The sequence below is a fragment of the Proteus hauseri genome, assembly GCF_040139125.1.
Classification (GTDB): Bacteria; Pseudomonadota; Gammaproteobacteria; order Enterobacterales; family Enterobacteriaceae; genus Proteus; species Proteus hauseri_B.
In genome coordinates, this window is sequence record NZ_JBEEUB010000003.1 from 160,643 (window position 1) to 182,056 (window position 21,414).

Below are 21,414 nucleotides of genomic sequence, written 5' to 3' on the forward strand. Positions count from 1 at the left end.
CTCCTTTTTGGAGGAATTAGTTAATAGAACGCCGACTCACAGCTCTTGTGTGTATGTGATAACGAGGATAATTGTTCTGTGGTCGGCATATACGAAACCATTTCGAGCACATTCTCGATATGGCAGAAATGAAAAAGGCCACCGAAGTGACCTTTTATATTTGAATAGTATTAATAGCGTGATTTAAACCATTTCATTGGTCGCTCACCAGCCTTCTCCGCCCACTTATTATACTCATTCACAAGCGCAGTGAGTTCATCATTAGCCATTTCAAACTCTTTTGATTTTTGATGAAACTCTTGAATATCTACCTCATGAACCCTTTCGTATGGATTAGGGTCTGGACAGTATTTTTCTGTCATTCCTTTGAATGCATTGTCACGCTTGCGAGCCGCATCTGCAATCTTAGACCTTAAGTGATGGCAGCGACCTAGAGCTTCGAAATCTATTTCAGTCATAAATGTATAATCCTTATTCATAATTAAATTGCGCATTAATTATACCCTCTATACTGAAAATACAAATCATTAAACCTTGAACGAAAAAAGACCGCCTAAGCGATCTTCTAAATGTGAACTATCCGGTAATTCCGGATGGTTGGAATAATTGTGGAGGCATACGCTGAGAGTGTATGCGTTCAGGTTCCCCATGGCGTGTGTGCTTCTATCCTGATAAGTGCAGTAGCCCATGCGAGTTAGCCAATCAGCCTTGGCATTCTCCACAATGGTTAAGGCGCCTTCTCCATGCAGTGCAAGGGTGATTTTACTCACCAAAAGACACCTTACCATTGCAGATAGCAAAAAACCCCGCCGAAGCGAGGTCTTGAATTCTTTTAACGTTAACGAAATGGCAATAACCCATCGTTAGAATCACGATAGCCCATCTCCGCCAAAAGATCAACTTATTTCTATTTACAAGCTAATTTATGTATTCATTTTCTCTTTTTGTTACATTTTGCAGAACTTTTTCTGCGCTAGCCTCTTCCTTAAAGCATTCCTGAATCAACATCTCGTAGAATGGTTTAAAGTTTCTACGCCAGGTTGTTTCTGGCAGTGCAAACAATTGTGAGCATATCTCTCGCCTAACATCTTCTGCCGGCAATCTTGAGTAGCCACGACCTGAACACTTAGGGCAAGTTTTAAAAACTGGAATTCCTTGTTTTTTCGTTTCCACCTTATCCAAAGTTTCACCTCTGCCATTACATCGACACGAATGACTCACTTCACCTTTCCCATTACAGGTTTTGCAGATCACCTTAGTTTTTTCTCTAACCTCCCTGTATTTTGAATAGTCAGATGGAGTTATTTTAACTCCCATTTTCTTGCTGAATTTAATAATCTCTTTAGCTGCAAAGTGAGTGTGCTGTTTAGTGGTAAATACCTCTACCTCAATAAACCCACCGTCACAATCAGGGCATGCCTTTTTACTAGCTGCACTTCTTGCATAATCCTGAAATGCATAATTTGCGAGTATTTGCAGAAGTGTTCCTCTATCATTCTCACTAAGTTTTCCAATAGCACTATATTTGTGAGCCTGAGTTATTGCATATTGATGAATGCTCTCCACTGCTTCAGTTGGTTGATTGATCCCTTGTTTCGCCAAAAACAACTCAATCCCCATTCTCGCTTTAGAGGTCGCCAAACCAAGCGAGGCCATTACATCAGTGATTGTTAGATTATCAGTCGCTGTTGCAGATGGAGAGTCACTAAACATAATGCTTTTTGGTGAAAAATATTTTGGCAAATCTGCAAGTCTCATCTCGCCTCCGGTAATACTGTGTGATAATCATCATTCGCAGTTGTATATAAAACCCTGACACCATCCATCAGCCCGCTTACCACTTCCATATAGTCCATAACCTGCATTACACAGAAGTTAACTCGACCGCCTGATTTGGATTTTAAATATCTGGCTTCTTCAATTGCTGAGATTAAGTCAGTGAACATCATCTATCTCCCATATCGTGATATCTAATGAGCCATCTTTAACTTTTTCACCCCAGCCAATCTTTATGCTTTTAAACATACTGTCGTCAGCAATTACACCGCTTTGCGTCAGTGCGTCTAATGGAGCTTTAAGGAGGTTATCGAGGTCGCGTTTTCTTCGGTCTGGAGGGTTGGCAATAATCTTTATTTTTAACTTGCCAGATAGGTTGTACTGCTGATTTGCTTTGGTGATTTGAGTAATTACTGCATCGTTGAACTTTCTACCTTTAGTGCTTTTTACTTTTCTCCCTCTTGCTATTGTGTATAAGTGATTTGTTTGCGGTGGCCACGGCAATTTTAAGTGATACTCGTTCATACCTTAATCTTCCCTTCTTTGATGAGAATATCCTGAGTGCGAATAATGCCCTCTAAGTGACATTGCTTTGCATATTCAGCATCAACATAGTGAGTGCGCCTATCAGATTCATCGTGACAAGCGCTACATGCCCAAGCGCCAAAAATATCATTAGGCTTTATTCCCGTACCACAAATGCCAGACATTCGATAATGAGCTAAGACGACAGTTTCAGAATTACCGTTACACACTCCCGGTATTCTAATTTGGCATTCACGGCCTCGAGCTTCTTTGCGTAAGTTAGCCATACACGATCCCCATCAATAATGTGACAATCGAAAAGAATAGAATTACGTGGCGGGTTCGTATTTTTGATGGCTTATCTAACTTCAAGTATCGCCTTACCCATTCAGGATTTTCTTTAAGTGCTTTTCGTAATGATTCGCTACTCATCTCCCTCTCCTTTGATTTTATCCATCACTTCCAAATGAGCGTATTCATCAGCACACCCACTACACACATAAATTTCATTATCTGTGAGTGGTCTATTGCATGACATGCAGTTCATTGAACGCCTCGCTTTACCGCACGTTTAGCTTCACGTTTAATGGCAATACCTAATCGCTCTATCCACTCTCCGTATTTGAGCATTGCTTCGGTTTCATCACTAATACGAGGGAATCCATCCATTTCAATATCTACCTCAAACTTTCCAAAGTTATCTCTGGCAATAGATATTTTCTGCTCTAACTTTGTAGTCGCACTATTGTGAGTAACGTTATATTCCTTAAGAAATAGATTTTCGTTTCTTTCAAACTTAACCAGTTCCATTTTTTGTTGACTTGGTTTTCACACTCTCACCCCACTCAATAATGAATCAAACTTCATCAGCATCGGATTACCCATGCCTGATACGTTGGCTTTATCGACAAATTTCATGGGCCGCGCTTTAAACTCTCTCGCCTTTTGTCTAACTATCTTTACCTCCGCTCTATCGTCGGCGTATGATTTAATTAGTTGTATCGCGTTATCACAAACGACAAACTTCCACGCACTTTTATCAGATTTTCTTATTGCCCCTATCTTTTTGAGGTGCATGATTGTTTCTCGACATTGATTAATCGTTAAACCTGTCATTAAGAGAGCTGTTTTGGTGTCAAATAACTCTAAATGCCTTACAGATTTAATAATTGTGATTGCGTTTTCTATCGGGAAGTTATCTCTAGCCATTGCTTCCAGCCTCCAGCTCAATAGCCCGTCGTGCGGATGCCAGCACTTCACATAAATCTTGCTCTTTGTCTTTATGTCCTCTCAATCCAGCGCAGAGAGCTTTTTTAATTAAATGCTGTAATGCTGGATTAGTGACTTCAAATGCTTTTAAAACGTCATACACATCGATTGTTACGCCTTTGCATGGTCTGTCGTATTTACTCATTTTGTTTATCCTTAAGTTTCATATATTCGCTGTCACTCGGGATGATGATCGGAATGCCTTTTTCAATACACCATGCTTCGTGTTTCTCCATCATGATGAGCATCCTCGCTTTATCCATCCTGCTAGTTTTCTCGCGCTCTCCGTTTTCATCACGACCCAACCAGTGACCGACAAAATACTCATGGGTTTCTTCGTTAGTGATTGGTTTTGATAAAACGACTTCACCAGCACCATTTTTAATATCAATGACAACACCACGCGCACGTAGCCAGTCGCCTGTGGTTTCTACCCACATTCGCCATGTTTTGTTCATTGGTATTGTTCTAAGTTCACGCCATTCGGTGATTTTGATTCGGTACCGCTTACCGGTTTCTGTTACTTCTGAGAGGGTTTTGAAAATGCCTTTGAGGTTGGATTTGTGGAGACAGATATCATTTGTCAATTACATCTCCTTATCACTCACCTTAACCCAATTAGTTTCCTGCATCCTTACCTCCTTTTAACCACAAAATAACAGCGCCATCATCTGTGATTGCCACTGGCCCTCTTGCATAGCATTTTCTACACTGAACAAACGTGCTATTGAGCAATGTCTTGATTTCCAACTTTTCTGAATTGCAAAAATGACATTTGCTATCTTTCCAATTAGTTCCCTGCATTAGATGCCTCCCTTTCTTACCGTTACTTTTAGCTGTAACGCTTTAAATTTCGCCATTCTAGAGGCGTTTTCAATATCATTGATTCTCTGATACGCCTTGCCTCTCGGCCTATGCTTATCAGCTGCTAGTTCAAGCTCAAAAAATATTGCATCTGTTTTATCTATGAAATATTTAATGTTCGCATGAATATATCGACCAGCTATAAATCTACCTTGGCGCAAGTAGGCCTCATTCAGCGCTGTTAACGTTGTTCCTTTCATCTAAAAATCCTCTTGCGTGTTAACACTCAATTTCTTCATCTGCGTATTCGTTGCTTAGATTGCTTAAAACTGCCTGATCTAAACCACCGCGAGCATTAGTGAAGTAATATGTTTTTTCTGCACCGGGTGCGTGTCGTGATTTTGTGCAAATAACCTCAGTGATACCTTTCAGGTTAGTGTCGGGGTGATATTTTTCATCACGGTAAATCATGAAGATAACGTCAGCCTCTTGTTCGATAACGCCAGACTCTCTCAAATCAGCATTAACGGGGCGCTTATTGGTGCGTTGTTCTAAGTTTCGGTTTAATTGTGCCAGTGCTACTACGGGGCACTTAAGCTCTTTCGCAAGGTTTTTTAGTCCTGTTGCAATTTCACCTACTGACTGATTCATATTTTCAGGGTTGGTCATTTTCATTTTCTGCAAGTAGTCAACGATAATGACACCTAAACCGCCCGTTTTTTTGTGCATTTTTCTAGCATCAGCGCGTATTTCATGAATACTCATTGATGGCCGGTCATTGATATAAATTGGTGATTCCTGAATGTCAGCAAGTGCATGAGATAACTTAGCCCAAGCCTCGTCCATGTTGATCTTAGATTTATCTTCACCAAGTAAGTCTTGCTTGTTAACCCCTGCGTGATGAAATGAAATGCGTTCTGATATCTGCCATGACGGCATTTCAAGACTATAAAAAACAACAGGTTTCTTTTGCTTCAATCCGATTGCTTTGGAAATCGCTGTACTGAACATGGTTTTACCCATACCAGGACGTCCACCAATAACAATCAAATCGGTGTTATTAAATCCACCAAATGCTTTATCGATATCGGCTAAGCCAAACTGAGTTTTATATTTCCAGATATCGCCGTTGATCATCGACTCAAGGATGTTTATCGACTCATTCACACCGTCCATGATGTGCTGTGTTTCAACAACACTACCTGTGTCCATTGATGAGATTGTTGATTGAACCTCACCGACAACATCAACAAGGTTGCTAACGTTTGATGAGCTAATCTTCGCAATACCCTCATTGAGAACAGCAAGCGTTTTTCGTGCCGTGGTTAGATCCTTAATTTTCTGAACATAACCAGGTAACATTTGAATACTTGATGTGTTTTTAGTGCATTCAGCAAGATAGCCGAACCCGCCAGTAATGCCTGAGTTGCCTTGTTGCTCAAGCTCTCCATTCAGTAAAACCAAATCAATCTTAGAGCCATTTCTAACAAGGCTCTGCATAGCATTGAATATGGCTTTGTGAGATGACGAAGTGAAATCATCAGCAACTAAACTTTCGATAGCTGAGATAGCAATCTCTTCGGTTTCAGATGTAGCAATCAGTATTCCACCAATGACAGCCTGCTCTGAATAATAATCCGTGAATTTATTTTCCATTAAATAATCCCTTTTTTGCGTTCGGTGTATTCTCGTTTAGCTTGTTCGTAGGTTTGCGACCATCTTGTCGGTGTTAAGATCCAGTCAAGCGTTAACCACCCCTTGTCTTGCAAGCCAGTGAATAAACTTGATTGAGATATCAGCTTGAAGCAGGTGTCCATGTGTTTTACTTCACGCCACTGCCCTTTGTTAGTTTTTCCATTCCAGACAGCTTCCAAATCTTTGTAAGCAGGTCTGCGTGATGTCCACTCATGAAAATCAATGGCTCTTTCAGGAACGTATTTGTTCCAGATTTTGATTAATTCTTCATGAGGACAATCGACAGGATTGATACCGTCTCGATTTTTCCACTTGAGCGCATCTGAAAGGTAGCCATCGAAACGAGTCATTCGACACAAGCTCTGCGGTTTTAAATCTTTTCCATTCTTCCAGGTCTTAACAGCCCACTCCATCACAAGTTTAATTTCATCAGGTGTGTAGCATTCGCCTTTTGCCTTGATGGTGTTAAGCGCTTTTAGGATGGGTTCCGTAGATTGAAATTTAGAATTGGTTAGCTGATTAAAATAATCGAGAATTTCTAGAGCGATATTTTCCCCAACGGGGGTAAGGGGGATCTTATCTTTATTATCTATTGAATAAGTATCTATTGTGTTTAGCTGATTCGGCTTATCTGTATTAGCCGTTTTAGCTAACCTTTTATTAGCTGGTTTGGCTAATGGTTTGCTGGTTTGGCTAATATCTAAAACCCACTCATTGACATTTTTATTTATACCCACCTTATTACCTTGTTTAACAAGAATTTTTCTTTCAACTAATTGTGATATTTCCTTGCTTACATGGGTGTGGTGTAGATTTATCATCTGAGCTATTTGGGTGTTAGTTATACGGTCAAAATCTTTGTGCCAACCACACGTTTTCTCGATGAGCGCATCAATGATCCGATACTGCCTGTAAGTAAGATACTGATTGCTAATGCTCATCATGTATTTCTTCACCTGACGAGGCGTTTTAATGAAGTCATCACCGTCATTCACTTTTACCTCTGTTAGCCGTCGTTGATTACCAAAGTCAGCGTATGCAACATTGCTATTCATCGCTCTTACCTCCTAGTACCTGTTGACGATGTTCAGTGCGTATTTTTGCGTCTTCAAGTATTGCTCTTAGACACTTAACACCATCCTGAGTGACTAGACGATATTCACGAACTCTAGCGTTGTTTTTGTGCACAGCACTATGATTAAATCGTTGTTTCATGGTATAATTCCCTTATTCCTAAGCTGTATCAGCAAAAGGAAAGCTCAAAATCAGCTTCCCTTTAATACTGGTTATTGATACAGTGTATTTGTTAGTTTAAATGGTTAAGTCCATTTGTTGAGAAGCCTCAGTTACCGCTGGGGCTTTTCTTTTAACCTTTCCCTTACCTTCAAGCATTTGAATCAATCTCTCTGCGTAATCACCCTCAATGACAACCTTTGTTGGTTTCTCACTAATAGCGACTGAATCAGGTGGTAATCCAAGCTCTGTTATTGCTTTGCAAGCAAGCTCAAATATTCGATTTTTATCACGACTTGAAGTTGATGGATGAACGCCTAGCATTTTTGCCAGCCCGTTATTTCCGACTGAATACATTTGTTTTAGATAGAAGCTCATCAATTCATTTGACGAACATTCAACTTTGATAGTTTTTGATAGTTCCATTTGTTAAATTCCTTCTTAGATTACTTCCCATGTTGGGAACAGCAGTAATGATCCGTGGCTCATTCCATATGAGCGGATTGTTTGTTTGGTGGGTAAATCTGTCGCTTTATCAGCGACTCCGTAGCAGTCAAGAACCTGCGTTGTTAAAGAACAATTGAGTTATGCAACTCTGCTGTAAAGCTCAGGTTTATATTTAAGTTTTCCGTTCGTGATTCTGTTTAACTTTAACGCCACCCTCTCTGGAACTATTTCCTTCCATTGAGAAACTGCAGAATCAGATAAATTTAATTTTTCAGCGATAGCGCGCTGTGAACCAAAGTATTTAATTGCTTCATCTTTGAGCATTATTATAACCTCCATTTAAGACATCTTAAATTATGTATTTTTAGGACTCTTAAGTCAAGAAGATTTAAGATAACTTAATTATGAATAAGACAAATATTAGCGAACGCATTAAGTTGCGAAGAAAAGAGTTAAAACTTAAGCAATCCGACTTGGGTAAGAAGGTTGGAGTTAGTGGATCTGCTATATCGCAATGGGAGGGAGGGATAACAGAACCTGACGGAGGTAACTTAATTGCACTAGCTAGCGCTCTTGGTTGCACTCCTGAGTACCTAATTAATGGAAATAATGAATCCATAGGAAACGTTGAGTTCTCTAAGTTTCATCACGCCAGAGGAGAGTACCCTCTTATTAGCTGGGTTAGTGCTGGAAATTGGAGTGAGGCTATTGAACCTTACCATAGAAGATCAGTAGATAACTGGTATGAAACCACGGTTAGCTGCTCTGAGGATTCGTTTTGGCTGGATGTTATTGGTGACTCAATGACATCACCATCAGGGCTAAGTATACCTGAAGGGATGGTGATCCTAGTTGACCCTAATGCCGAGCTAATCAGCGGAAAGTTAGTTGTTGCTAAGCTGGATGATGAGGCAACGTTTAAACAATACATCTCTGACGCAGGTTCTAAGTATTTAAAACCTCTTAACCCTCAATATAGACTAATACCAATCAATGGAAATTTTAAAATAATTGGTGTTGTAGTTGACGCAAGAATAAAAAAGTTACCATAACCCTATCACCTAAAGCCCTCATCCGAGGGCTTCCTGTTTTCAAATAACCCTCTCAGTTTAAGTATTCTGGAAAAAATATTTAAGTTTTCTAAAATTACTATTGACTTAAAACTTAAGATGTCTTAAATTTAACTCATCAACGGAACACAGCACGTTGATGTTCTTTAACAACGATGATGGCGAGCTGTGTATTAGCTATCAGAACGGTGACGCTGATAAAGCGTCAACCTTCTCAGAAGGTTTTAATGAGCACAGGGCATTCACTCCCACCATAGAGAGATTTGCCCCGACATGGAGAATATCCCATGTATAAACAGAAATAACATGGTTTCGATCCCTGTGCTCACTAAAGCCAACTGTTTGGAGGATATATGGCAACTATTACAGTTAAAAAGTCACGCAAGCCTGAGTTTTTACGTGGAGCATCTGCAAATAGACGTCACGCCAGACGGAAAGCAGAAGCTATTGCAAAAAAGAATATTGAATTGAAATTAGAATCAGTATTCCCTCAGGAAAAAAGACTTACATCAGTAGAAAAAACACTGTCACTAAGTCACATACCAGTTACTAGAAATATTGAACCTAAATTCAAACCATCGGTAGATAACTGTTGCTTACCTAATGTAGCGGTATTTTCAGGAGTTAAAACAAAACAGCCGAGCAGTGAGTTCGTGGTAACGGCGAGATAGGAGAATAATATGGTTCAATCAAATAGAGTTCAAATTATGTATAGAACAGCAGATCAAGTATCTCGTGTCTCTAATGAGTTGGCTGGCTCGTTTATGTACTTCGCAAGAGCTGATGACGCTATGGAGAGAGGTTTATTTTGTCAGAAGTTAGTTGTTCCATTTTGGGGTCATGAAGATAAATTCGACTTCCTAGATAAAAGATTTGAAGTGAAGAAAGTCAGTGATTTGACACCGACAGAACAAGGTCTACTTGCTAATAGTTAACTAATTACAGTCCATTCTGTGGGCTGTGGTGAGTTGATTAATAGATAGGAGATAGAGATGGAAGATAAAGCGGAAGTTAAAGAATTGATGTTGGCTGATATTTCTTTTAGAGACTATCTAGCTGCTGAGGCTATGAATGGAATCTTATCCAACCACTGCATGATTGATAATGTAACTGAACAATCCGCAGCATGGGTTGCTAAAGCATCATATCAAATGGCAGATGCAATGTTAAAGGCTAGGGGGTGATATATGAGAACACCTAGTCCATGGATAGCTCGAGACGGATTCATATATGGTTCTGATGGAAGTCTCGTTGTTGAAAGTTACGGTTATATAGAAGATGACAATCTAATCGCAGCAGCACCAGAGTTATTAGAGGCTTTAATTGAGCTAGTCCAGTCTTACGATAAATGCAGCATAGACCATAACGGATTATGTCAGGAGCACTTCTTGCAAGAGGCAAATGACTGCACATTCAAGAAAGCCAATTTAGCAATCGCAAAAGCCCTAGGTCAGCAGTAACCCACCGCTTAATCATTCATATCGCTATTAATAGTGAGGAACCCATGTGGCCATTTAAAAACAAAAAAGCCATAAGCACACAGCCAGAAGAGCAGAAATTGGAAATGGAAATTCATAATCCGATTGCGTGGATAGACTTCAGTAAAGAGAAGCCACCAATATCACATGATGACATTTTGATAAGAAATGCAAAAGGAACAAAACTTATCGTTAGATATTTATCAGGGGATTGCTGGGGTGGTGATTTAGGATTCTATTTTCATGACGATAGGAGAGTTAAGCACTTCAAAACTACCGAATGGATGAAAATACCAGATTAATACGCACATAAGGAGCCAATAAATGGCAAATGAATTAGTCGTAATTGAACAGGTAACGGCGCTAGATTTATTTACAGCGCCAGAAGAAGTAAATCAAATGCTAGAGCACATTAAGTCTCTTGCAGAAGAAGAGCGTAAAGAACTCGACAGTGATTTCTCAGTAGCTAAAAACCGAAAGGCTTTTGCATCTCTGGCGTACAAAGTTGCTCAAACAAAAACGTATATCGACAAGGAAGGTAAAGCAGTTGTCGATAAGTTAAAAGAGCTGCCCAAAAAAGTTGATGCTAGTCGTAAGTTATTTCGTGACGAACTAGATGCATTAAGCACAGATATTCGCAAACCATTAACAGAGTGGGAAGAGAAAGAAAAGGCTCGTGAAGAAGCCGAAGCGCTTAAGAAGCAAATCGAAGTTGATCATGAAGAGGCTCTGCAAATGAACGAGCTGTTTGATTTACGCAAAGCTGAAGAAGAACGCCAACGTATTGCTCGTGAAGAAGAAATGAAGCGACAAGCTGCGGAACAGGCAAGGCTTGAAGCTGAACGCAAAGCACAGCAAGAAATTGAAGCATTAGCTAAGCGTGAGCGTGAAGCAAAAGAAGCCGCCGAACGTGCAGAGCGTGAAAAGCAGGAAGCAATTCAACGTGCAGAACAAGCAGCAAAAGAAGCTAAGGAAAAGGCTGAGCGTGACGCTAAAGAAGCTCAGGAACGAGCCGAACGCGAGAAACAATTAGCTATTGAAGCCGAGCGTAAAAAACAGGCAGATATTGAAGCGGCACGACTAGCAGAAGAAGAACGCAAGCGTCAGGAAGATGCTAAGCGTCAGGCTGATAAGGAACATCAGAAAACAATTAACAATCAAGCTATGCAGGATTTAATTGATGCTGGCATTCCAGAAGAGTGCGCCAAGAACTGTATTATCGCTATCGCTAAAAACTTAGTATCAAACGTAAAAATTCACTACTAACCCACCGCACCAACACCAGAGAAACCAAATAACAATCGCTATCTCAATAGTGAGAATTTCGCATGAACATAGACACTATATTCAGCGCCCTACTTCTATTCGCAGTCATTTCATTAAGTCTAATTATCGCAAGGTAAATTATGAAAATTAACCAAGATATTTTCCGTCTGGCGCAAGCTCAGGCGCAGGTAGCTATTCGCCAGAAATGTGAGGATATCTGGTGGTTAGCAATGGAATTGCTCAAAGAAAGCTATCAGGAGGGTTTATGCAAATAGCCTTCAAAAATGCTCAAGGAATGAGGGTTAACACAGACGGCAAAACAGTCATGGAATTTGACGAAAGTAGCCAACTCAGTATTGAGACAGGAAGTTTCGCTGAGCTGGCTAAATTAACGGAAATTGACCCCGTGGAAGCCCTGCAATGGATTATGCAGTTCGATAAGGAAGAGATTGACAGGATTGTCAATGAAGTAAGCAAGGATGCACCTGTTTCTAAGATGGCTCTGCTAAGGAGGGTTGCATGACAAGACGTCAACAATGGTTAGAAGAATTACGCAGGAAGCGTAAAGAATCGCAGGAACGCGAACACGATGAATTTATGTATCAAACGGAAGTGCTAGGACGACAAGGATTGTCGATACCAATGAAAGACTTTCAAGGTGAATTTAATTAAGGAACTGCAATGAATATTTATATTGATATCGAAACTATACCATCACAAGACCCAATGGTTAGGCAAAAATTTATAGATGATGTGACCGCTCCTGGTAATTACAAGAAGCAAGAATCAATTGATGCGTGGCTAGCTGAAAATCGTGAAATTGTTGGTGAAGAAAACTGGAAAAAAACAAGTTTTGATGGTGGTTTGGGTCATGTTTGCGTAATTGGTGTAGCAATTAATGACGGAGATACCAAAACTTTCTACGCGGAAGATTATCTAGCTAATGAAAAGAGAATCATCACTGATTTATTTGAGTTAATTGACGAAAATTACGACCCATCAAAAAACATACCACCTGTATTTATTGGTCATAACGTAGCTGAGTTTGATCTTAAATTCCTATTCCAACGCGCTGTTGTTCTTGGAGTTAAACCTCCGAGAGTGATCCCTTTCGGAGCTAGACCATGGGATAAAGCTATATTCGACACGATGGCTGTATGGGCTGGTAATAATGGACGTGTATCGTTAGATAAGCTCTGCTCTGTTCTTGGATTGGACGCTAAAGGCTCTGAAACAGGCGAGGATATAGATGGTAGTAAAGTTTGGGATTTTGTTAAGGACGGCAAAATTTCAGTTGTAGCAGAGTATTGCAAGGGAGACGTAGATAGAGTTAGAGCTATTCATAAACGTCTGACATTTCAATTAACCGCCTAGTTTGGCGGTTTTTTATTGGAGGTAATTATGAGTAAAGAATTCTACAAAAAGATAGCCGGTATTCAGCAAAACTTAAAGGCCCCTAAGAACCTAAATAACTCATTCGGTAACTACGCATACAGGAGTTGCGAAGGAATTCTTGAATCAGTTAAGCCATTACTTGATGGGTTAGTCTTAAGCATTACGGATGATGTTGTTGCTGTTGGCGACAGAACTTATGTCAAATCGACTGCGACTATAACGGATGGAGAGTACTCTCACAGCGTAACAGCGATGGCGAGAGAGCCAATGTCAAAAAAAGGGATGGATGACGCTCAGGTGACAGGGGCAACAAGTTCTTATGCTCGTAAATATTGCTTAAATGGACTTTTTGCAATTGATGATTCGAAGGATGCGGATAGTAACGAGCATAAACAACAAGAAAGAAATTTTAATCCTGATGCTGTTTTGTCTGAGTTTACTGGAAATGCCATGAATATTAGCAATATAAAAACATTAAAGGCTGAATTTGGTAAAACATGGAAGTTACTTGACAACACACCAGAACAAGCAAAAGCGAAAGAAGTTTATGACATTAGGAAATCAGAGTTGGAGGCTGCTTAATGGCAATTAACACAATAACGGCAAGTGGAAATCTAGGTAAAGATTGCGAACAACGATGGACGCCAAATGGCAAGGCGATTGCATCTTTTAGTTTGCCAGTGAAACAAGGTTACGGAGAACACGAAAAAGTATCTTGGGTTATCTGCAAGATGTTTGGTCCTAAAGCTGAAAAGCTACCTCCACACCTAACCAAAGGAATAAAGGTTACGGTAACTGGTGAATTCATCATGGAAGAATGGACAAGTCAAAACGGTGAGAAAAAATCAGCACCAGTAATTATCGTTAACCAATTGGATTTTGGCGGTAACGGTGGTAATCAGGCAGGAAGCCAGAAGCCACAGCAGAATCAAGGGTGGGGTCAGCCACAACAACCCAAACAACAAACTCCACAATATCCTGAGCCACCAATGGATTTCTCAGACGATATCCCTTTTTGACCCCTCCCCGTTTAACCAAAGGATATATTTGCAAGGATGCAAACAATAAAGGAGTAAATATGATTCACTATCACGGTGGGCCTATTACACCTGACACATGCGCGATTAAAGCATGGAAAGCTCGTCATGCATTTGTCAGTTTTGCTCACCCCTCCCAATTAAATTTAGCGTCTGAAATATGTCAGTCTTTTGCCGTAGACAATGGTGCGTTTACTGCATGGAAAGCAGCGGGAAACAACAAAATTGATTGGTCTGATTATTATGAATTTGTGAGTAAGTGGAAAAACCACCCTCGTTTCGATTTTGCGATTATCCCAGATGTTATTGATGGAGGAGAGGAAGAAAACGAAGCACTTCTGGGTGAATGGCCACACGGTGATTTTTTCGGAGTTCCGGTTTGGCACATGAACGAAAGCGACGAGCGTTTTATCAGGTTGTGTAACGAATATCCGCGTGTCGCAATTGGCAGTTGTGGAGAGTATGACGTCAAGCGCCCTCGCTCAGCTGTCGCAAGGATGAAGGATTTGATGCGTCATATTGTCAATGAGAATGGGTACCCAATCACTAAATTACATGGTCTTAGGATGCTTAACCCGCAAATATTCACCCAACTCCCGCTAGCTTCAGCAGACAGCACAAACGTAGCAAGAAATATCGGAATAGATAAAGCGTGGAAAGGTGCATATTCACCATCTTCAAAAGAAACAAGAGCGTCGATTTTGGTAGAAAGAATTGAGTCTCACAATAGCGCAAGTTCACTTGATTATTGTGAAGAAAGAGATCGCTTTGATTACCAACTGCAATTGGCAGTTTAGTACGCAAGGATGCAAACAGGAGATAGATATGACAGATAAGCTCAAAGAAGAAATTAACGCACTTCAAGGTAGAGCAGCAATGGCAAATATTGATGTATGCATCATGGTCAGGCTCTCCTTAACTATTCAAATTGCATCTTTTTTAATAGAAAGAGGGAAATCAATTGAAGCTAAGGACTGGTTACTTGGCGCGTTAGAGTGGGGAACTGATGTAAACATCTTTGATGACCTAGATGATAGTGACGGGAATTCAGAAGATATTCAAGCTTGGTTCGATAAGCGAATGGAAGGCGAAATTAGTTTAGATGAGGCATTTAAATTAATTCGCTCGCGTTACCCTGAAATCGAAAAGCTACGGACAGCTTAATTTAACTCGCAGGGATGCAATGAAGAGGAATGAATAATGGCAATAGTTCAATATTACGTTGACGCAGAACCGGTGAACATGGAAACCGAGTTATGCGAAATAACCGATGATGAAAAATACACACTTGATAATAACAGCTATGAGAAAGACTCCAGTGGAGTTGATTTAGAGTGCTGCGTCAGTGATTGTGCGGAAGAATACCATAATCATCACGACGGCTGGGAAGTTCCATGGCCAGTGTGTTTTATTGTTTGGATTGACGATGTGTGTAAAGGCAAGTTTAGCGTTGAGATTGAGTTTAACCCTGTGTTTTCAGCTAAAAAGGTGGAGTGATGAAAGTCTATCTCGACGACGAGCGTAAAACGCCAGAGGGATTTGTTCGCGTTTACTGGCCTAATGAAGCAATTAAATTACTGGAAACTAGTGAGGTTGAGCTAATTAGCCTAGACCATGATTTAGGTGATGATGAACGCGGTACAGGTTATGACGTTTTATTATGGATTGAAGAACAGGTTTATTTAAATGGATTTAAAGCGCCTGAAATTATTGTTCACTCTTCTAATTCGTCAGCACGTCATAAAATGGAATTGGCAATCGAAAATATTAAAAAGGTGAAGTGATGGATAAATTAGCCGATGCTCGTGCTGTATTCGAGAAACTATATAAAGAACAAACCGTATTTATTGAAAATACTCATGGATATGATAGCCAGAAATTCACTTTATGGGCTGGGTTTCAATTGGGATGGCAAGCATCACGCGAGAGTTTGGAGGTTGAATTACCAGAGCCATTTATTGCAAATGAAAATTGCGAAACTTGGTGTTATGACGAAGATTTAGTTAATCAGGCATTAATCAGCAATGGAGTGAAAATAAAAAATGAATAATAAATACAAAGCCGAACTAATTAACGGAAAGCCAGTTATTTTATTAAATGGGAATATGATTGAGAAAGGATTTATTTCATATTCAGATGCAGAAAAAAGAGCTAATATCCTAAACTCTAAATTCAAAGTAGCCCACACATATAAAACTAAATAACCATGCAAATAATCGGATATGTATTACTCATGCTAATACAGGGTTCTGCTGTGCTTGTAACGGAAGATATATACACGCAATCGGAATGCAATAAACGTGCTGAATATTTAATGTCAGTGAGAAATGTTGAGGTTGTTTGTGGAGAGGTGATTCTTGAAAATAACAATTGAATGTAAAGATAATGAGTATTTATTTGCTCTTGAAGCAGCAAAAACAATTATCAGTAATAAACCAGACGTTAATGCGTTAGCTGTGGCTACTGGTGACGGAAAAACGGCGTACGGTAAGAAGTCACATGCAGGAAATTACAAAATAACTGTTGAGGATTAATAAATGAGTAAATACACCGAACTATCTGATTTCGAGATTAATTTATTAGTAACGCAATTTGTTTTACCTGAAACGCAATACGATGTAATTAAGCAAACAATGGATATTATCCAATTCCTTGTTGATGGCTCGTTTTGTTATCGTTTTTTCGACCCATGCAATAACCCTACTGACGCAATGCCGATTATTATTGAGAATAAAATTAACCTACTTGCTGGTGACAGTAATTTCTGGTGCGCTAGATATGGAGAGTGGACTCTACGTCCTTATCCATCTGGTATTGAGTTTATAGAAAAAGCGCAAGTTATAAACGATAACCCATATCGCGCAGCTATGGAATTATTCTTAATGATTAAGGATGCTGAGAATGAGAATAACAACAACAGTTAAAAATAAAGATGATATTGAATTAATTGCATACTCACACTGGTGCCTATCTAATTTTATTGACCTTCAATATAAGGAATGCGCATATTCACTTAATAATATGCAAGTATGGATAGTTAGAAAGAAAAACGAAAACATATCAGTTAAAGGCTATCGAGTTTAATAATCAAACATCTCAAATCAAATATTAAATAAATAGAAAATAGCATAGGTGAATTATGAGATTGATAATTCGCGGTGAAGTCACGCCCACAGAACGGATTGCTATTAATAAGGCACTGGAAGCCCATAAAAAGAAATATAATAGAACAGGAATAATCGTTAGCCACAAAATAAAGATAGGAAAGGACATCTATCCCGTCGAAATAGAAAACTGTCGTAAATCATATATGGTTACTTTGCGTAATAAAAGGCAAAGACTATGACTGAACAGGCAATGGAAAACGCGCGGCGGCAAATAGCAAGGGAGTGCCTCATAGAAATAAGAAGCCACGGAGTGCCAAGTGATAAGTTAATGACTCAAATCCTCGATAAATACACACCAAGGTTTAAGCCTATAAATCACATGAACTATCAGGACAAGATGGTTCTATCGTATTATTTGCGGAAATTACAAAAGGAAGAGAAGAATGGATAGGTTGCAACCAGACTCGCTAGTCGATTTAAAATTTATTATGTCAGACACTGGGTTTAAGAAAACATTTATTTATGATCGCATAAAAGAAGGAAAGCTACCGGAATCAACAAAGATACACGGTAGGTCAAGATGGTTATATTCAGATGTATTGGAGCTTAAAAGAAAGTTGATGTCATCGTGATATATCATCGATGTAATCAGCGAACCATTGCATCATTTCCCTTCTTTTATCCAGATACTCAGCATGATTATAAACGCCACGAATGGTGCTTTTATCAACGTGCGCTAACTGCCTTTCTATTAAATCACGGTTGAAACCATGCTCGTTCAATATTGTACTGAATTGATGTCGGAAACCGTGACCGCTCGCCAGACCATCGTAGCCGATTTGTTTGATAACCATTAACACAGAGTTCTCGCTGATCGGCTTTCTTTTATCACTTCTTCCAGCAAAAACAAAATCTGATATATCACCCGTCATTGATCTCATTTTTAGCAAAAGCGACTCAACCTGTTTTGACATCGGAACAATGTGAGGCTTTCTACTTTTCATTACCTCAGGTCTAATGTTTATAGTTTTTCCATCAAAATCTATATCAGACCACAATAGGTTTCTCATTTCCTTTGTTCTTACTGCTGTATATTGTAAGAATTCAGTGGCTAGTTTACTGATAATGCTACCAGTAAAAGATTGAAGCGACTTATTGAAGTCGGGGATCTGCTCTTTAGTTAAGAACGGGAAATGTTTCTTTCTATATCCCTTTTCTGCATCAGCTAAATCAGGTGCTGGGTTGTACTTTGCCCTTCCTGTAATAATTGCATATCTAAATACTTCTCCACACCTACGCCTAGCTTTGCTGGCTCTCTCCATTGCTCCCCTTTCTTCAAACTTCCTTATTACCCTTAGAAGCAACGTCGGTGCGATATCATCCATTTTGTAATTACCTAAAATTGGTAAGATGTCGGATGAAAACATAGATTGAAGTTCTTTTCTGTATTTTTCTGACCATGTGTCTTTTTTATAATCAAACCATTCATTAAAAACATCAACAAACAGATCTTTGTTGCTTTCTTCTTTTTTGGCTTGATTGATATCAATCCCTTTTGCTAGTTCTTTCTTTAACTCAAATGCTTTTTCTCTTGCTTCCTGCAGAGACAGTTCTGACAACTTGCCAAGAGAATATATCTTTTCTTTACCCATAAACTGATATCTCATTTGCCAAGCTTTGACGCCAGTTACTGGTATAAATAGATAAAGACCGTTACCGTCAGAAACCCTATACGGTTTATCTTTTGCCTTAAATGATGATATCTGCTTTACAGTTAGCATTTTGGGTAAAATCTCGCTGGGTAAAAAAATTTACCCAATATTTACCCAATAAAGATGGCGGTTGTCAACGAACTAATGCGAACTATAACGGAAAAGAAATAACTGTGTGTATTGGTTTTTGTGGGATTTTGCGAACTGAGGCGAACTGAGGCGAATGGATTCAGAGCGTTCCCTACAGGAATCGAACCTGTAACTAGCCCTTAGGAGGGGCTCGTTATATCCATTTAACTAAGGGAACCTACTTAGATAGGTGTAGTACCAATAGTGTACAGGGTTTATTTTACCCCCCTCACCTTGTTTTAATCAAGTTTTAACGCACTGATATTGGAGGAAATTTATTTTGTTGATTTTTTATACTCTATCGTTTGAGTTAAAACAGGTCAAAACATATAAGCTAAAATTCTTTCAATTGCTTCAAAAATAGCTTGGGTGAATATCCCATCTCTTTATTAAACATCGCACTGAAAGCACTTGGATTTTCATACCCCAACTCTAATGCAACCTCTGTTACTGAATGCCCCTTTTTTAACGCTGTTAACGCATACATTAAACACGCTTTTTGCCGCCAAACTCGAAAAGAGAATCCCGTTTCTTTATGAAAGAGACGAGTAAAAGTGCGAAGGCTTTTGTTTAATTTTTCAGCCCACATTTCTGGCGTGGTGTGAATATTAGGTTGGGAGATAAAATCAGTGCAAAGTTTATCTAACAAAGCATGTTGTGGTAATGGTGTAAAATAAGGCAGCGGTTTTGCTAATGCTAATTCATGACATAACAACGTTAGTAATGCACTATCTCGCCCATCTAAATCGTAAAGTAGTGGCAGTTGATTAGCTGAAAGCAATAATTGATGAAAGAGTGGTGATACCTGTAAAACCTCACAACATTCTGAATATCGAAGTACCTTATTTGGTTCAATATAAAGACTATAAGTACTGCTTCCCAGCATTAAGACTTGATGCTCTTTTTCAGCAGGGATCCATACTCCACTATAAGGTAGCACTATCCACTGTCCATCTTCTGTTTTTACCTTCATTACGCCATTTGGTGCATATAAAAATTGCGCCCTTCGATGTTGATGGGCTTCAAGCAGTGTATCGTAAGGATAATCTGAACCTAATGCCAAAATATCTCTAGGAAGATGATCCACACTATTAATATCAATATTACGCATATAGTTAGATTGTCCTAAAATCGTATAAACTTGTCTTTATCGCGTGGGTCAGCCACCCGTTTATTGTATATTGTTAATCTCCTGACTCAACAGGAGAATGAGAATGATACTCTGGCTGATTTCGTTTGGCTTAATTTCAGGTATTACTACTTGGCTATTTGGTTTTGGTGGTGGGTTTGTCACTGTCCCACTTCTTTATACACTTATTCTGACATTATGGGGAATTGATAGTCTACCTGGGGAACATGCAATGCAAATTGCAGTGGCAACTTCCGCACTTATTATGTTGTTCTCAGCAACCATCACGACACTTAAACACCATAAAGCAGGAAGAATAGCTTGGAGGGCCATTACAACACTTTTTATCGGGATCGCTCTTGGCGGAATTTTGGGTGCATATCTTGCTTTAATAGTAGAAGGAGAATGGATCAGATGGATTTTTATTGGTTATCTCTTTATCACTATTTTAGATTGTTATTTCCGCCCCGGTTTTATAGCACCAACAGATGCAGTAAAAAAAGTACGTAATACAAAAGAGACTATTACTGGTACTTTAATTGGCGTTGTTGCTGCTTTTTTAGGTGTCGGTGGAAGTGTGATGACCGTACCTTTATTACGTCGTAGAGGAACATCCATGGCACAATCAGCAGCTATGGCAAATACACTAACTCTCCCTTTAGCGCTTACAGCGACATTAACTTACCTCTCCCTCTCCTTTACGACACCATTAAATAATGAAGCTGGTTTTGTGGGATATATCTGGCTTAAAGCTGCACTAATTCTGATTTGTAGCACTTGGATAGGGCTAAAAATATCAGAACGTTTTTTATCTCGCATTCCCGATAAATGGCATGCAAGGGTCTACCCTTTACTATTGATCCTTGTATTAGGCGTGATGCTACTCTAGTTTTTACCTTTCAATGACCATATCTCGGCTACTTTATGTGTTCCCTGTGCCATTAAGTAGCCCTATTTTTTAACATTTCACTTAGTCCTTTCGTTACGAAATCTCGCTTAGTTTCTTAGTTGTTAAATTACATCCAGTAAAAAATATCCCAATTTGACAATCGAGATACAGCACATTAACGATTAGTATCGTTAATTAATATTTGAACATAATGAACAATAATTTATAAATTGTCTTATTTAAAACATCAATTTTATTGCTTTTTATAAGCATTTTTTTATCCAAATTAGATACCTTTAACGACCAAATTAATGCGTGTATTCACACGTAAAATAACAAGTTAGCTATTTTTAATAAATTTAAAACTAAAGAAGAAACTGGTTTAAAATATAGTGTAATTGAGTATTTAAGTTTAATTTAAAATAACAACTTAATTACAATAACACCCCACAT

The 21,414-nt window shown here is 39.1% G+C and carries 42 protein-coding genes and 1 tRNA gene; 24 read left to right on the plus strand and 19 right to left on the minus strand.

Translation table 11 applies throughout. From position 1 onward, the window contains the following. Nucleotides 1–170: 170 nt before the first annotated feature. The 16 genes from ABN099_RS06510 to ABN099_RS06585 form a co-directional block, all read right to left on the minus strand. A complete protein-coding gene (locus tag ABN099_RS06510) occupies nt 171–494 on the minus strand; it encodes a hypothetical protein (RefSeq protein ID WP_161750384.1) in 324 nt (107 codons plus the stop codon). A gap of 33 nt (nt 495–527) precedes the next feature. After that, entirely contained in the window at nt 528–770 is a 243-nt protein-coding gene (locus ABN099_RS06515; RefSeq protein ID WP_349462855.1) for a hypothetical protein, read from the minus strand. Between the two features lie 148 nt (nt 771–918). Beyond that, nucleotides 919–1,758, minus strand: a complete 840-nt coding sequence (locus tag ABN099_RS06520; protein ID WP_349462856.1) for an antitermination protein — start codon at nt 1,756–1,758, stop codon at nt 919–921. Beyond that, on the minus strand, nt 1,755–1,949 hold the full coding sequence (locus ABN099_RS06525; protein WP_349462857.1) for a hypothetical protein: 195 nt from the start codon (nt 1,947–1,949) through the stop codon (nt 1,755–1,757). Before ABN099_RS06525 ends, ABN099_RS06520 begins: the two co-directional genes overlap by 4 nt. Next, nucleotides 1,936–2,301, minus strand: coding sequence for a RusA family crossover junction endodeoxyribonuclease (locus tag ABN099_RS06530; protein ID WP_211838583.1), 366 nt, complete (start codon nt 2,299–2,301; stop codon nt 1,936–1,938). Before ABN099_RS06530 ends, ABN099_RS06525 begins: the two co-directional genes overlap by 14 nt. Then, nucleotides 2,298–2,588 (minus strand): DUF1364 domain-containing protein, encoded by a 291-nt coding sequence (locus tag ABN099_RS06535; RefSeq protein ID WP_211838584.1) that lies wholly within the window; start codon nt 2,586–2,588, stop codon nt 2,298–2,300. The genes ABN099_RS06530 and ABN099_RS06535 overlap by 4 nt, the downstream gene beginning before the upstream one ends. Further along, complete coding sequence (locus tag ABN099_RS06540) at nt 2,581–2,733, minus strand: hypothetical protein (RefSeq protein ID WP_196573799.1); 153 nt, start codon at nt 2,731–2,733, stop codon at nt 2,581–2,583. The genes ABN099_RS06535 and ABN099_RS06540 overlap by 8 nt, the downstream gene beginning before the upstream one ends. A 111-nt stretch (nt 2,734–2,844) precedes the next feature. Further along, a complete protein-coding gene (locus ABN099_RS06545) occupies nt 2,845–3,111 on the minus strand; it encodes a hypothetical protein (RefSeq protein ID WP_349462858.1) in 267 nt (88 codons plus the stop codon). An 18-nt stretch (nt 3,112–3,129) separates the two neighbouring features. Continuing rightward, entirely contained in the window at nt 3,130–3,510 is a 381-nt protein-coding gene (locus ABN099_RS06550) for a hypothetical protein (protein WP_349462859.1), read from the minus strand. Next, a complete protein-coding gene (locus tag ABN099_RS06555) occupies nt 3,503–3,715 on the minus strand; it encodes a hypothetical protein (RefSeq protein WP_196571716.1) in 213 nt (70 codons plus the stop codon). Before ABN099_RS06555 ends, ABN099_RS06550 begins: the two co-directional genes overlap by 8 nt. Then, nucleotides 3,708–4,157: a hypothetical protein gene (locus tag ABN099_RS06560; RefSeq protein WP_349462860.1), complete on the minus strand. Its 450-nt coding sequence runs from the start codon at nt 4,155–4,157 to the stop codon at nt 3,708–3,710. Before ABN099_RS06560 ends, ABN099_RS06555 begins: the two co-directional genes overlap by 8 nt. Before the next feature lie 216 nt (nt 4,158–4,373). Next, entirely contained in the window at nt 4,374–4,634 is a 261-nt protein-coding gene (locus ABN099_RS06565; protein ID WP_349462861.1) for a hypothetical protein, read from the minus strand. Between the two features lie 19 nt (nt 4,635–4,653). Continuing rightward, on the minus strand, nt 4,654–6,030 hold the full coding sequence (locus ABN099_RS06570) for a replicative DNA helicase (protein ID WP_349462862.1): 1,377 nt from the start codon (nt 6,028–6,030) through the stop codon (nt 4,654–4,656). After that, nucleotides 6,030–7,124: a replication protein gene (locus tag ABN099_RS06575; RefSeq protein ID WP_349462863.1), complete on the minus strand. Its 1,095-nt coding sequence runs from the start codon at nt 7,122–7,124 to the stop codon at nt 6,030–6,032. Before ABN099_RS06575 ends, ABN099_RS06570 begins: the two co-directional genes overlap by 1 nt. Before the next feature lie 256 nt (nt 7,125–7,380). Next, nucleotides 7,381–7,728: a hypothetical protein gene (locus ABN099_RS06580; protein ID WP_349462864.1), complete on the minus strand. Its 348-nt coding sequence runs from the start codon at nt 7,726–7,728 to the stop codon at nt 7,381–7,383. Between the two features lie 159 nt (nt 7,729–7,887). Next, complete coding sequence (locus ABN099_RS06585) at nt 7,888–8,073, minus strand: Cro/CI family transcriptional regulator (protein WP_349462865.1); 186 nt, start codon at nt 8,071–8,073, stop codon at nt 7,888–7,890. Between the two features lie 80 nt (nt 8,074–8,153). Between ABN099_RS06585 and ABN099_RS06590 the strand changes: the two genes are divergently transcribed. The 23 genes from ABN099_RS06590 to ABN099_RS06700 all read left to right on the plus strand — a co-directional run bounded on the left by ABN099_RS06590 (nt 8,154) and on the right by ABN099_RS06700 (nt 17,734). Continuing rightward, the gene (locus ABN099_RS06590; RefSeq protein ID WP_349462866.1) at nt 8,154–8,801 is read left to right on the plus strand and encodes a LexA family protein; all 648 of its coding nucleotides are present in this window, start codon (nt 8,154–8,156) and stop codon (nt 8,799–8,801) included. Between the two features lie 371 nt (nt 8,802–9,172). Then, the gene (locus ABN099_RS06595; RefSeq protein WP_349462867.1) at nt 9,173–9,490 is read left to right on the plus strand and encodes a hypothetical protein; all 318 of its coding nucleotides are present in this window, start codon (nt 9,173–9,175) and stop codon (nt 9,488–9,490) included. A 9-nt stretch (nt 9,491–9,499) separates the two neighbouring features. Next, the gene (locus tag ABN099_RS06600) at nt 9,500–9,754 is read left to right on the plus strand and encodes a hypothetical protein (protein ID WP_349462868.1); all 255 of its coding nucleotides are present in this window, start codon (nt 9,500–9,502) and stop codon (nt 9,752–9,754) included. A 57-nt stretch (nt 9,755–9,811) separates the two neighbouring features. Then, entirely contained in the window at nt 9,812–10,003 is a 192-nt protein-coding gene (locus tag ABN099_RS06605) for a hypothetical protein (RefSeq protein WP_349462869.1), read from the plus strand. Between the two features lie 3 nt (nt 10,004–10,006). Further along, entirely contained in the window at nt 10,007–10,279 is a 273-nt protein-coding gene (locus tag ABN099_RS06610; RefSeq protein ID WP_349462870.1) for a hypothetical protein, read from the plus strand. A gap of 44 nt (nt 10,280–10,323) precedes the next feature. Beyond that, nucleotides 10,324–10,599, plus strand: coding sequence for a hypothetical protein (locus tag ABN099_RS06615; protein WP_349462871.1), 276 nt, complete (start codon nt 10,324–10,326; stop codon nt 10,597–10,599). Between the two features lie 22 nt (nt 10,600–10,621). Beyond that, complete coding sequence (locus ABN099_RS06620; RefSeq protein ID WP_349462872.1) at nt 10,622–11,563, plus strand: cell envelope biogenesis protein TolA; 942 nt, start codon at nt 10,622–10,624, stop codon at nt 11,561–11,563. Nucleotides 11,564–11,703: 140 nt separating this feature from the next. After that, complete coding sequence (locus ABN099_RS06625; protein ID WP_255310961.1) at nt 11,704–11,838, plus strand: hypothetical protein; 135 nt, start codon at nt 11,704–11,706, stop codon at nt 11,836–11,838. Beyond that, nucleotides 11,829–12,086, plus strand: coding sequence for a hypothetical protein (locus ABN099_RS06630; protein ID WP_349462873.1), 258 nt, complete (start codon nt 11,829–11,831; stop codon nt 12,084–12,086). Before ABN099_RS06625 ends, ABN099_RS06630 begins: the two co-directional genes overlap by 10 nt. Beyond that, a complete protein-coding gene (locus tag ABN099_RS06635) occupies nt 12,083–12,235 on the plus strand; it encodes a hypothetical protein (RefSeq protein ID WP_349462874.1) in 153 nt (50 codons plus the stop codon). The genes ABN099_RS06630 and ABN099_RS06635 overlap by 4 nt, the downstream gene beginning before the upstream one ends. A 9-nt stretch (nt 12,236–12,244) precedes the next feature. Continuing rightward, nucleotides 12,245–12,937 carry a hypothetical protein gene (locus ABN099_RS06640; protein WP_349462875.1) on the plus strand — a complete coding sequence of 231 codons (693 nt, stop codon included), beginning with the start codon at nt 12,245–12,247 and terminating at the stop codon, nt 12,935–12,937. Between the two features lie 27 nt (nt 12,938–12,964). Beyond that, a complete protein-coding gene (locus tag ABN099_RS06645; RefSeq protein ID WP_349462876.1) occupies nt 12,965–13,540 on the plus strand; it encodes an ERF family protein in 576 nt (191 codons plus the stop codon). Beyond that, nucleotides 13,540–13,977 (plus strand): single-stranded DNA-binding protein, encoded by a 438-nt coding sequence (locus ABN099_RS06650; protein WP_349462877.1) that lies wholly within the window; start codon nt 13,540–13,542, stop codon nt 13,975–13,977. Before ABN099_RS06645 ends, ABN099_RS06650 begins: the two co-directional genes overlap by 1 nt. Nucleotides 13,978–14,036: 59 nt before the next feature. Further along, on the plus strand, nt 14,037–14,792 hold the full coding sequence (locus tag ABN099_RS06655) for a hypothetical protein (RefSeq protein WP_349462878.1): 756 nt from the start codon (nt 14,037–14,039) through the stop codon (nt 14,790–14,792). 28 nt (nt 14,793–14,820) lie between these two features. Beyond that, nucleotides 14,821–15,159, plus strand: a complete 339-nt coding sequence (locus ABN099_RS06660; protein WP_349462879.1) for a hypothetical protein — start codon at nt 14,821–14,823, stop codon at nt 15,157–15,159. A 36-nt stretch (nt 15,160–15,195) separates the two neighbouring features. Beyond that, the gene (locus ABN099_RS06665; RefSeq protein ID WP_349462880.1) at nt 15,196–15,492 is read left to right on the plus strand and encodes a hypothetical protein; all 297 of its coding nucleotides are present in this window, start codon (nt 15,196–15,198) and stop codon (nt 15,490–15,492) included. Next, nucleotides 15,492–15,779: a cyclic-phosphate processing receiver domain-containing protein gene (locus ABN099_RS06670; RefSeq protein WP_349462881.1), complete on the plus strand. Its 288-nt coding sequence runs from the start codon at nt 15,492–15,494 to the stop codon at nt 15,777–15,779. Before ABN099_RS06665 ends, ABN099_RS06670 begins: the two co-directional genes overlap by 1 nt. Beyond that, complete coding sequence (locus ABN099_RS06675) at nt 15,779–16,045, plus strand: hypothetical protein (RefSeq protein ID WP_349462882.1); 267 nt, start codon at nt 15,779–15,781, stop codon at nt 16,043–16,045. The genes ABN099_RS06670 and ABN099_RS06675 overlap by 1 nt, the downstream gene beginning before the upstream one ends. After that, nucleotides 16,038–16,199: a hypothetical protein gene (locus tag ABN099_RS06680; protein WP_349462883.1), complete on the plus strand. Its 162-nt coding sequence runs from the start codon at nt 16,038–16,040 to the stop codon at nt 16,197–16,199. The genes ABN099_RS06675 and ABN099_RS06680 overlap by 8 nt, the downstream gene beginning before the upstream one ends. Nucleotides 16,200–16,352: 153 nt before the next feature. Continuing rightward, the gene (locus ABN099_RS06685; RefSeq protein ID WP_349462884.1) at nt 16,353–16,529 is read left to right on the plus strand and encodes a hypothetical protein; all 177 of its coding nucleotides are present in this window, start codon (nt 16,353–16,355) and stop codon (nt 16,527–16,529) included. 3 nt (nt 16,530–16,532) lie between these two features. Continuing rightward, a complete protein-coding gene (locus ABN099_RS06690; RefSeq protein WP_349462885.1) occupies nt 16,533–16,919 on the plus strand; it encodes a phage protein NinX family protein in 387 nt (128 codons plus the stop codon). Between the two features lie 215 nt (nt 16,920–17,134). Continuing rightward, nucleotides 17,135–17,341, plus strand: coding sequence for a DUF4060 family protein (locus ABN099_RS06695; protein WP_349462886.1), 207 nt, complete (start codon nt 17,135–17,137; stop codon nt 17,339–17,341). 204 nt (nt 17,342–17,545) lie between these two features. Continuing rightward, nucleotides 17,546–17,734 (plus strand): helix-turn-helix transcriptional regulator, encoded by a 189-nt coding sequence (locus tag ABN099_RS06700; RefSeq protein WP_129037156.1) that lies wholly within the window; start codon nt 17,546–17,548, stop codon nt 17,732–17,734. Here ABN099_RS06700 and ABN099_RS06705 read toward each other — a convergent pair. The 3 genes from ABN099_RS06705 to ABN099_RS06715 all read right to left on the minus strand — a co-directional run bounded on the left by ABN099_RS06705 (nt 17,726) and on the right by ABN099_RS06715 (nt 20,054). Next, complete coding sequence (locus tag ABN099_RS06705; protein WP_349462887.1) at nt 17,726–18,883, minus strand: tyrosine-type recombinase/integrase; 1,158 nt, start codon at nt 18,881–18,883, stop codon at nt 17,726–17,728. The two genes, ABN099_RS06700 and ABN099_RS06705, sit on opposite strands and share 9 nt — an antisense overlap. 166 nt (nt 18,884–19,049) lie before the next feature. After that, nucleotides 19,050–19,121 (minus strand) — tRNA-Arg (locus ABN099_RS06710). A 156-nt stretch (nt 19,122–19,277) separates the two neighbouring features. Beyond that, nucleotides 19,278–20,054: an AraC family transcriptional regulator gene (locus tag ABN099_RS06715; RefSeq protein ID WP_349462888.1), complete on the minus strand. Its 777-nt coding sequence runs from the start codon at nt 20,052–20,054 to the stop codon at nt 19,278–19,280. 103 nt (nt 20,055–20,157) lie between these two features. Between ABN099_RS06715 and ABN099_RS06720 the strand changes: the two genes are divergently transcribed. Further along, entirely contained in the window at nt 20,158–20,961 is an 804-nt protein-coding gene (locus tag ABN099_RS06720) for a sulfite exporter TauE/SafE family protein (protein WP_349462889.1), read from the plus strand. Nucleotides 20,962–21,414 lie beyond the last annotated feature (453 nt).

Bases quoted from the DNA above. Each gene is read 5' to 3' on its own strand.
- ABN099_RS06680 (WP_349462883.1), top strand. From the start codon at position 16,038: ATGAATAATAAATACAAAGCCGAACTAATTAACGGAAAGCCAGTTATT.
- ABN099_RS06665 (WP_349462880.1), top strand. From the start codon at position 15,196: ATGGCAATAGTTCAATATTACGTTGACGCAGAACCGGTGAACATGGAA.
- ABN099_RS06590 (WP_349462866.1), top strand. From the start codon at position 8,154: ATGAATAAGACAAATATTAGCGAACGCATTAAGTTGCGAAGAAAAGAG.
- ABN099_RS06615 (WP_349462871.1), top strand. From the start codon at position 10,324: ATGTGGCCATTTAAAAACAAAAAAGCCATAAGCACACAGCCAGAAGAG.
- ABN099_RS06585 (WP_349462865.1), bottom strand. From the start codon at position 8,073: ATGCTCAAAGATGAAGCAATTAAATACTTTGGTTCACAGCGCGCTATC.
- ABN099_RS06650 (WP_349462877.1), top strand. From the start codon at position 13,540: ATGGCAATTAACACAATAACGGCAAGTGGAAATCTAGGTAAAGATTGC.
- ABN099_RS06565 (WP_349462861.1), bottom strand. From the start codon at position 4,634: ATGAAAGGAACAACGTTAACAGCGCTGAATGAGGCCTACTTGCGCCAA.
- ABN099_RS06700 (WP_129037156.1), top strand. From the start codon at position 17,546: ATGGATAGGTTGCAACCAGACTCGCTAGTCGATTTAAAATTTATTATG.
- ABN099_RS06545 (WP_349462858.1), bottom strand. From the start codon at position 3,111: ATGGAACTGGTTAAGTTTGAAAGAAACGAAAATCTATTTCTTAAGGAA.
- ABN099_RS06620 (WP_349462872.1), top strand. From the start codon at position 10,622: ATGGCAAATGAATTAGTCGTAATTGAACAGGTAACGGCGCTAGATTTA.
- ABN099_RS06720 (WP_349462889.1), top strand. From the start codon at position 20,158: ATGATACTCTGGCTGATTTCGTTTGGCTTAATTTCAGGTATTACTACT.
- ABN099_RS06570 (WP_349462862.1), bottom strand. From the start codon at position 6,030: ATGGAAAATAAATTCACGGATTATTATTCAGAGCAGGCTGTCATTGGT.
- ABN099_RS06520 (WP_349462856.1), bottom strand. From the start codon at position 1,758: ATGAGACTTGCAGATTTGCCAAAATATTTTTCACCAAAAAGCATTATG.
- ABN099_RS06660 (WP_349462879.1), top strand. From the start codon at position 14,821: ATGACAGATAAGCTCAAAGAAGAAATTAACGCACTTCAAGGTAGAGCA.
- ABN099_RS06630 (WP_349462873.1), top strand. From the start codon at position 11,829: ATGCAAATAGCCTTCAAAAATGCTCAAGGAATGAGGGTTAACACAGAC.
- ABN099_RS06610 (WP_349462870.1), top strand. From the start codon at position 10,007: ATGAGAACACCTAGTCCATGGATAGCTCGAGACGGATTCATATATGGT.
- ABN099_RS06690 (WP_349462885.1), top strand. From the start codon at position 16,533: ATGAGTAAATACACCGAACTATCTGATTTCGAGATTAATTTATTAGTA.
- ABN099_RS06640 (WP_349462875.1), top strand. From the start codon at position 12,245: ATGAATATTTATATTGATATCGAAACTATACCATCACAAGACCCAATG.
- ABN099_RS06695 (WP_349462886.1), top strand. From the start codon at position 17,135: ATGAGATTGATAATTCGCGGTGAAGTCACGCCCACAGAACGGATTGCT.
- ABN099_RS06555 (WP_196571716.1), bottom strand. From the start codon at position 3,715: ATGAGTAAATACGACAGACCATGCAAAGGCGTAACAATCGATGTGTAT.
- ABN099_RS06605 (WP_349462869.1), top strand. From the start codon at position 9,812: ATGGAAGATAAAGCGGAAGTTAAAGAATTGATGTTGGCTGATATTTCT.
- ABN099_RS06510 (WP_161750384.1), bottom strand. From the start codon at position 494: ATGCGCAATTTAATTATGAATAAGGATTATACATTTATGACTGAAATA.
- ABN099_RS06715 (WP_349462888.1), bottom strand. From the start codon at position 20,054: ATGCGTAATATTGATATTAATAGTGTGGATCATCTTCCTAGAGATATT.
- ABN099_RS06670 (WP_349462881.1), top strand. From the start codon at position 15,492: ATGAAAGTCTATCTCGACGACGAGCGTAAAACGCCAGAGGGATTTGTT.
- ABN099_RS06655 (WP_349462878.1), top strand. From the start codon at position 14,037: ATGATTCACTATCACGGTGGGCCTATTACACCTGACACATGCGCGATT.
- ABN099_RS06575 (WP_349462863.1), bottom strand. From the start codon at position 7,124: ATGAATAGCAATGTTGCATACGCTGACTTTGGTAATCAACGACGGCTA.
- ABN099_RS06540 (WP_196573799.1), bottom strand. From the start codon at position 2,733: ATGAGTAGCGAATCATTACGAAAAGCACTTAAAGAAAATCCTGAATGG.
- ABN099_RS06600 (WP_349462868.1), top strand. From the start codon at position 9,500: ATGGTTCAATCAAATAGAGTTCAAATTATGTATAGAACAGCAGATCAA.
- ABN099_RS06530 (WP_211838583.1), bottom strand. From the start codon at position 2,301: ATGAACGAGTATCACTTAAAATTGCCGTGGCCACCGCAAACAAATCAC.
- ABN099_RS06595 (WP_349462867.1), top strand. From the start codon at position 9,173: ATGGCAACTATTACAGTTAAAAAGTCACGCAAGCCTGAGTTTTTACGT.
- ABN099_RS06645 (WP_349462876.1), top strand. From the start codon at position 12,965: ATGAGTAAAGAATTCTACAAAAAGATAGCCGGTATTCAGCAAAACTTA.
- ABN099_RS06675 (WP_349462882.1), top strand. From the start codon at position 15,779: ATGGATAAATTAGCCGATGCTCGTGCTGTATTCGAGAAACTATATAAA.
- ABN099_RS06550 (WP_349462859.1), bottom strand. From the start codon at position 3,510: ATGGCTAGAGATAACTTCCCGATAGAAAACGCAATCACAATTATTAAA.
- ABN099_RS06635 (WP_349462874.1), top strand. From the start codon at position 12,083: ATGACAAGACGTCAACAATGGTTAGAAGAATTACGCAGGAAGCGTAAA.
- ABN099_RS06705 (WP_349462887.1), bottom strand. From the start codon at position 18,883: ATGCTAACTGTAAAGCAGATATCATCATTTAAGGCAAAAGATAAACCG.
- ABN099_RS06580 (WP_349462864.1), bottom strand. From the start codon at position 7,728: ATGGAACTATCAAAAACTATCAAAGTTGAATGTTCGTCAAATGAATTG.
- ABN099_RS06525 (WP_349462857.1), bottom strand. From the start codon at position 1,949: ATGATGTTCACTGACTTAATCTCAGCAATTGAAGAAGCCAGATATTTA.
- ABN099_RS06625 (WP_255310961.1), top strand. From the start codon at position 11,704: ATGAAAATTAACCAAGATATTTTCCGTCTGGCGCAAGCTCAGGCGCAG.
- ABN099_RS06535 (WP_211838584.1), bottom strand. From the start codon at position 2,588: ATGGCTAACTTACGCAAAGAAGCTCGAGGCCGTGAATGCCAAATTAGA.